Source organism: Streptomyces sp. NPDC048295, from assembly GCF_040652135.1.
Taxonomy (GTDB): Bacteria; Actinomycetota; Actinomycetes; order Streptomycetales; family Streptomycetaceae; genus Streptomyces.
The window spans coordinates 158909-165799 of record NZ_JBEZLL010000022.1; the positions used below are offsets into that span (position 1 = coordinate 158909).

General features: G+C 71.2%; 7 protein-coding genes and 2 pseudogenes. 5 read left to right on the forward strand and 4 right to left on the reverse strand.

The genetic code is table 11. The annotated features are described in order from the left end of the window. Window positions 1-25: 25 nt before the first annotated feature. The 3 genes from AB0D53_RS28960 to AB0D53_RS28970 all read left to right on the forward strand — a co-directional run bounded on the left by AB0D53_RS28960 (window position 26) and on the right by AB0D53_RS28970 (window position 1857). Window positions 26-1015, forward strand: coding sequence for a pirin family protein (locus AB0D53_RS28960; RefSeq protein ID WP_362451900.1), 990 nt, complete (start codon window positions 26-28; stop codon window positions 1013-1015). Between the two features lie 40 nt (window positions 1016-1055). Further along, on the forward strand, window positions 1056-1397 hold the full coding sequence (locus tag AB0D53_RS28965; protein ID WP_362451902.1) for a GNAT family N-acetyltransferase: 342 nt from the start codon (window positions 1056-1058) through the stop codon (window positions 1395-1397). Window positions 1398-1551: 154 nt separating this feature from the next. Continuing rightward, a complete protein-coding gene (locus AB0D53_RS28970) occupies window positions 1552-1857 on the forward strand; it encodes a hypothetical protein (protein WP_362451905.1) in 306 nt (101 codons plus the stop codon). Here AB0D53_RS28970 and bla read toward each other — a convergent pair. After that, window positions 1854-2807 carry a class A beta-lactamase gene (bla, locus tag AB0D53_RS28975; RefSeq protein ID WP_362451907.1) on the reverse strand — a complete coding sequence of 318 codons (954 nt, stop codon included), beginning with the start codon at window positions 2805-2807 and terminating at the stop codon, window positions 1854-1856. The genes AB0D53_RS28970 and bla overlap by 4 nt on opposite strands. Window positions 2808-2848: 41 nt before the next feature. Next, window positions 2849-2977 (reverse strand): annotated as a pseudogene (locus tag AB0D53_RS28980) (alpha/beta hydrolase); the annotation flags it as partial. Window positions 2978-3190: 213 nt separating this feature from the next. Here AB0D53_RS28980 and AB0D53_RS28985 point away from each other — a divergent pair. Continuing rightward, entirely contained in the window at window positions 3191-3931 is a 741-nt protein-coding gene (locus AB0D53_RS28985; RefSeq protein WP_362451908.1) for a class I SAM-dependent methyltransferase, read from the forward strand. A gap of 10 nt (window positions 3932-3941) precedes the next feature. Here AB0D53_RS28985 and AB0D53_RS28990 read toward each other — a convergent pair whose 3' ends face one another. Next, window positions 3942-5708 (reverse strand): protein kinase, encoded by a 1767-nt coding sequence (locus AB0D53_RS28990; protein ID WP_362451909.1) that lies wholly within the window; start codon window positions 5706-5708, stop codon window positions 3942-3944. A 292-nt stretch (window positions 5709-6000) separates the two neighbouring features. Between AB0D53_RS28990 and AB0D53_RS28995 the strand changes: the two genes are divergently transcribed. Beyond that, window positions 6001-6768: a methyltransferase domain-containing protein gene (locus tag AB0D53_RS28995; protein ID WP_362451910.1), complete on the forward strand. Its 768-nt coding sequence runs from the start codon at window positions 6001-6003 to the stop codon at window positions 6766-6768. A gap of 28 nt (window positions 6769-6796) precedes the next feature. Here the strand turns inward: AB0D53_RS28995 and AB0D53_RS29000 are convergent. Beyond that, window positions 6797-6891 (reverse strand): annotated as a pseudogene (locus tag AB0D53_RS29000) (lytic transglycosylase); the annotation flags it as partial.

Here is a 6891-nt window from a genome sequence, read left to right on the forward strand (position 1 = left end):
GCATGGTTCAGGGGGGTGCGGGGCGATGAGCAACGCCGAGACGGCCCCCACCGAGGTGCGCTGTGCGGCTGCGGTGAACGACGGGCACGGCGGAGCAGCACCGCAGGTCGAGGTGTTGACCCCGCGCGACGTCCCGCTCGGCGGCCCACGGGCGATGACGGTACGGCGCACCCTGCCACAGCGCGGCCGCACCCTGATCGGCGCCTGGTGCTTCGCCGACCACTACGGCCCCGACAATGTCGCCGAGACGGGCGGGATGGATGTCGCACCCCACCCCCACACCGGGCTGCAGACCGTGTCCTGGCTCTTCAGCGGGGAGATCGAGCACCGCGACAGCATGGGCAGCCACGCCTTCGTGCGCCCCGGTGAGCTCAACCTGATGACGGGCGGGCACGGCATCAGCCACACGGAGGTCTCGACCCCGCGGACCACGGTCCTGCACGGCGCCCAGCTGTGGGTGGCGCTGCCCGGGGAACACCGGCACGCGGAGCGCGACTTCCAGCATTACGTCCCCGAGCCCGTCCGCCTGGACGGGGGCGAGGCCCGGGTCTTTCTCGGAACACTCGCCGGCACCGCGTCCCCTGTGCGGACCTTCACCCCGCTGCTCGGCGCCGAACTCCTCCTCGACCCGCACGCGACGGTCACGCTCACTGTGGACACCGGCTTCGAGCACGGCGTTCTCGTCGATCAGGGCAGCATCCGCCTGGACGGGACCCCAGTGCTCCGGGCGGAGCTGGGCTACGTGGGTCCGGGAACCGAAACCTTGACGCTCAGCAACTCCTCCGAGGAGACGGCCCGGTTGCTGCTGCTCGGCGGCACCCCGTTCGCGGAGGAGATCGTCATGTGGTGGAACTTCATCGGCCGTAGCCACGAGGACATCGTCCGGGCCCGCGAGGACTGGGAGAGCGCCTCCGATCGCTTCGGCACCGTCGACGGATACCCCGGTGACCGCCTCCCCGCTCCCGCCCTGCCGAACGCCACCATCCGGCCGCGCGGCAACCCCTCGCGCCACTGAGCCACCCGCACCCACCACCCACTCGACGATCGGAATGACCATGACGACTCCCAACGCCTCCGCTCCCGTCGTGGAGCGCATCGACGCAAGGCACCGGTACACGATCCAGGTGGACGGCACGGCCGCCGGCTTCACCGTCTACAGAGACCGGGACGGACAGCGGGTCTTCTACCACACGGAGATCGACGACGCCTTCGCCGGGCAGGGCCTGGCCTCGATTCTCGTGACGGCGGCCCTCAACGACGTACGCGAGAGCGGCATGCGCATCGTTCCGGTCTGCCCCTACGTGGCCAAGTACCTCAAGAAGCACGTCGAGTTCGCCGACATCACCGACCCCGTGACCGCTGAGGTCCTCCAGTGGCTCGGGGCCGGGAAGCCGTAGCAGCGGCCGGTGCGCTCCAGATCTCGGTGGACGCCGACTGTCTCGGCCGGGGTCTGTCCCCTCGCATCCTGGCCGCGCTGCGGCAGGCGGCCGGCCGGGGCACGACGCCCTGTCGGCACCGGTCAGCCCGACGGCCAAGCACGTGGAGCCTCGTGTGCCCATGGCCGAGTACCTCGGCCGGCGCCGGGACGACGGGCTGCCCGCAGACCCGTGGGTGCGGGTGCACGTCAGGGCGGGCGGCACCATCGAGAGGATCGCTCCCGCCTCGATGGCCGTCAGCGGTTCGTCGGCGCGGTGGCGGCAGTGGACCGGCCTGCCGTTCGACCGTGACGGTGCCGTCGAGGTAACCGGCGCGCCGACACCGGTGCACCGCGCACGACCACGCCGTCCATGTCGAACCCGGCGTCTGGATCCGGCACGCCATCGGGCCGCGTCCCGCCTGAGAACGCAGCTCGGCTAGGACAGTACGTCGGCGACCACGGACGCGGCCTGCGCGATGAGTTCGTTGTCGTAGTCGGCGTCCGCCGTGCTGCGGTTCGAGAGGATCGCCACCACGATGGGGGCCCTGCCGGGCGGCCACACCACGGCGATGTCGTTGCGGGTGCCGTAGGTGCCACCGGATCCGGTCTTGTCGCCGATGACCCAGTCCTTGGGCATCCCGGCCCTGATGAGCTCGTCTCCGGTGGCATTGGCCCGCAGCCACTTCGTCAGCCGGGCGCGTTCACCCTTGCCGAGAACGTCTCCGAGGACGAACTCCCGCAGGTCGCCCGCGAGCGCCCGTGGCGTGCTCGTGTCGGACAGGGCACCGGGAGACCACTGGTTGAGTTGCGGTTCTTGGTGTTCCATCCGCGTCACGTCGTCGCCGATCCCGGCGAGCACGGCGTCCAGGCCCCGGGGGCCGCCCAGTCGGTCGAGGAGGAGGTTGGCCGCGGTGTTGTCGCTGAAACGGACGGCGGCGTCGCACAGTGCGCCCAGGCTCATCCCGGTCCCGACGTGTTTCCCGGTCACCGGGGAGTTGCCGACCAGATCGTCCCGGGAGTACGTGATCACCTCGTCCAGCCCGCCCACGGAGTACTTGCGCAGGACCGCTCCAGCTGCCAGTGCCTTGAACGTGGAGGCGTAGGCGAAGCGTTCCCCGTCGTTGTGGGCGACCTCGCGACCGGTTCCGGTGTCGATGGCATAGACGCCGAGCCGCGCGTCGAACCTGCGCTCGAGCTCCTTGAACCGTCCCGTGAACGGCTTCGCGCTCTCGGCCGGTCCCGTCGCCCCGGCATGCGGGGAGGACGCCGCCGGGGAGGAGCGGGACGAGGGGTGTGGGTCCTCGCCGCTGCACGCCGTGAGCGGTACGAGGGCGAGCGCGGCCAGTGCGCATACGGTGACGCGCCGTTCCATCCCGATCAGCGGTTTCATCGTCGTCCGGTTCCTTCTGCTCGTTTCGAGGGCACGGTGGCGAAGTCACGGACCCGGAACGGGTGCCCCGGCGGGACCGTGCCGGCCTCCCCCTTCTTCCGGCCCCGAAGCGCGGTGGCGATCGTCCGGTCCCTGCCGAAGCGGAGGTATGTGCGGGGCAGCCGTACCCATGCCCGTACCCGTGCCCGCGGCCATCACTCGCTTCGTGGTGTGTTGTCATGCCCAGACGCCCCGGCAGGCGGTGACTTCCGGAATGAGGACAACCCTACGGAACGTGGTGAAGAACGCTCCCGGGGCACGCCGCGCGTCCATGTCGTACGCGGACAGGTGCCACCGCATCAATTGGGGCGCGCCGGCGCGTCCCCGGGCGGTACCTTCCCGGGATGCACAGTGACGACGGTTTTTTCGGGGAGAACATCGCGGCGGGCTACGACGAGTCCTCGGCGGACATGTTCGCACCGGACGTGGTGGGCCCTGCGGTCGACCTGCTGGCGGAACTCGCCGCCGACGGGCCCGCGCTCGAATTCGGTGTCGGCACCGGGCGGATCGCCCTGCCGCTGGCCCGGCGCGGTGTCCCGGTGCACGGAATCGACCTGTCCCGGGCCATGGTGGCCCGGCTGCGCGCCAAACCGGGCGGTGACACCGTCGGTGTGACGATCGGTGACTTCGCGACGACGCGGGTGCCCGGCACGTTCGCGGTCTCCTACCTCGTCTTCAACACGATCAACAATCTGACGACGCAGGACGCCCAGGTCGACTGCTTCCGCAATGCCTCGGCGCACCTGCGGCCCGGTGGCTGTTTCGTCGTCGAGGTGGGGGTGCCCGAGCTGCGCCTGCTGCCGCCGGGGCAGACTGCCGTGCCGTTCCACATCGGTCCGGCGCAATGGGCGTTCGACATCTACGACACCGCCTCCCAGGCGATGAGTTCGAACTACGTCACGATCGTCGACGGTCGCGCCGAGCACCGGTCCATCCCGTTCCGGTACGTGTGGCCGGCTGAGCTGGACCTGATGGCGCGGCTCGCCGGACTGCGGCTGCGCGACCGGTGGGAGGGGTGGACCCGCACCCCGTTCACCGGCGAGAGCCGCCGGCACGTCTCGGTCTGGGAGAAGCCCGGCGACTGAGGTGTACGGCTCAGGCGTGGAAACCGTTGCAGACGACGGAGGTGTACTTCGTGGGCCCGCCGTCGACGTGGTACAGCACCACGGTCCAGTCCCCCCTGTCGTCTCCCACCGGGAGCGCGTCGACGGTGCGTCCGCCGAAGTGGGCGCGGAAGTCGTCGGGGTACTTGAACCTGACGGTTCCACCGGAGGACCAGCCGGAGTAGATGTCGACGGGGTCGCTGGTGAAGCCGATGCCCTTGCTGACGGACCGGAGGGGCCGTCCGGTGGCCCGGTCCGTCTCGTGCGGGGGCCGCACCCCCACGGATATGTAGTAGGGCGCGGGCCTCTTGCCCTCTCCGGCGTTCTGTGGGCGCAGCTCCAGCCTGGCAGTGTCGGAGCCCGTGGTGTGGGAGACGGAGGAGCGCAGTCCGGTGGGTGGTGAGGCATCGGTGATGCTGGACAGATCGCAGGAGCCGATGCCCTGGGCTGCCTGCGCAGGATCGTCGGACAGGGTCCAGCGGTCCTGCGAGACACGGTCGTTCACGATGTGGTCCGGCGGTCCATCGGCCGACCGCTTGTCGGTGGACGGCGAAGTGGCCGTCCGCGGCGCGGTCGGCCGGCCGGACGTGGTGATCTCCGTCGTGGGTTCGGCGCCGGTCTCCCCGCTGTCCGGTTCCGGGAGCAGCCAGACCGCCATCGGCACCGCGACCGCCACCGCGCACACCGCGAGCCAGGCTCTGCCGCGTGAGGCCCGGGCGGGGCTCCGCTGCGGGTCCGGGCCGTCTTCCGGCGCGGTGTCCGGCAGCCCGACGGGCCCGGTGGTCGCGGCCCGCTCCGCCCGGCCGGCGGCCGGCCCGTGATACGTCGGCCGTGTACCGGCGCCGCCCTCCGGTGCGCGGACCGTCCCCGTCCCGGGCTCCGCCTCCGGGCGCGCGCCGGGCGACCTGGGCGGCGTCGTGGCGTACCCGGGTCCGGGGACGGGTTCGGCGGTGCGTACCAGCATCCGGTAGTGGGCGTCCGACGCGAGCGGCGAGTCCACCGCGCAGTGCGCGATCACGGCGGCCGGATCGGGCCGGTCCGCCGGGTCCTTGGCCACGCACCGCCGGACGATCTCTGCCAGCTCGGGCCGCACGCCTGCCAGGTCGATGTCCTCGTGCACGGTCCGGTAGCTCACCGCCGCCGGTTCGCCGGTGCCGTACGGAGGCCGGCCCGTCGCCGTGTACGCGAGGGTCGCGCCCAGCGCGAAGACGTCGGCCGCCGGGCCCACCTCGTTGCGCAGGAGCACTTCCGGTGCCGTGTAGCCGGGGGTCCCCGAGACCATTCCGTCCCGGGTCAGGATCGTCTGATCAAGTCCTCGCGCGATGCCGAAGTCGATCAGTTGCGGCCCCTGCGGGGAGAGGATCACGTTGTGCGGCTTCAGGTCCCGGTGCGTGACTCCGTGTGCATGGACGGCGGCCAGCCCTTCGGCGAGCGCGGCGAGCAACCGGAAGGCGCTGTCCGGCGGGAAGGGCCCGCTCGCACCCACGGCGCCGCGCAGGGTGGGCCCTGACACGTACTCGGTGGCCAGCCAGTAGGGCGGCGCGTCGAGCGAAGCCTCGATCAGCTGCGCGGTGTAGGCGCTGCGTACGGCCTCGACGGTCTCGGTCTCCCGCCGGAACCGGGCCAGCGCCTCGGGGTGATCGCTGATCTCGTCGCGGATGACCTTCACGGCCACCAGTCGTCCACCGGGCGATCTGCCGAGATACACCTGTCCCATGCCGCCCGCGCCGAGACGGGCGAGCAAATGATAGGCGCCCATGCGCGCAGGGTCCTGAGGTCGCAGTGCATCCACGGCACGACTGTGCCACAGGTGCACACGTCGTGGAGCGACGGTCGTCAACTCGTGACCGGACCGCTCGCTCTCAACGCAACGGGGCTGAAGCCCTGTTGAGGACCGGGTCGGGCCGTACCAGGGCGGAAGCGCTTCGGGACCGGCGAAGGCCGCGGCGCTCCCCCCGGCCCCGCCGAGCCTCTGAGCCCCCGTGGCCCGGCGGCCGGGTCACGGGAAACGCTTGAGCATCGACGGCGCGGGCGGTGCCAGGATCATGGGCATGTCTGGTCGCGCACTGAGTTTCGGAGTGATGGCGGAAGCGTACGAGCGGTTCCGGCCGGGGTATCCCGTGGAGCTCTTCGACGAGGTGATGGCGTACGCGGGCGAGCCGGCTCGGACCGCCCTGGAGATCGGCGCCGGTACGGGCAAGGCAACCCGCCTGTTCGCCCGACGGGGGGTCGTGGTCACCGCGACCGAGCCCGACGGGGCCATGCTCGCCGAACTGCGCAGGCATGTGCCGGCAGGCGTCAGGACGGTGCGGGCCGCGTTCGAGGACGTGCGGCCCGGCCGCAAGTACGGGCTGGTCTATGCGGCGGCAGCGCTGCACTGGACACATCCGGAGGGCCGGTGGTCACGCATGGCCGCGCTGGTGGAGCCGGGTGGTGTGTTCGCCTCGTTCGGCGGGCCGGTCCAACTGGCCGACCCGGCTGTGGCGGACGCCGTTCGCGCGGCGCGAGCACCGTTCTTGGAGAGCGACGAGGTTCCGTCCCCGGACGGAACGCCTCCGGGGCACGACATGCAGTGGCCGGGTACGGAGCTCCAGCGGTCCGAATGGTTCACCGACGTTCAACAGTCGGTGATCGAACGGCGCTTGACGATGAGTGCTGCCGACTACGTCGGCCAGCTCTCGACCGTCTCGGCCTATCTCGTACTGCCGCCCTCGGAGCGGGAGCAGGTGTTCAGCCGGATCATGCGGGTTCTGCCCGAGACCGTTGAGATCGACGCCGACATCACGGTCCACCTCGCGCGTCGGCGGTGTGCACGGTAGTGGACCGTCTCGGCGCACCATCGGCCTGTCAGTAGGCGGAGTTGACGTTGTCGATGGAGCCGTAGCGGTCGGCGGCGTAGTTGGCGGCGGCGGTGATGTTGGCGACGGGGTTGGTGAGGTCGT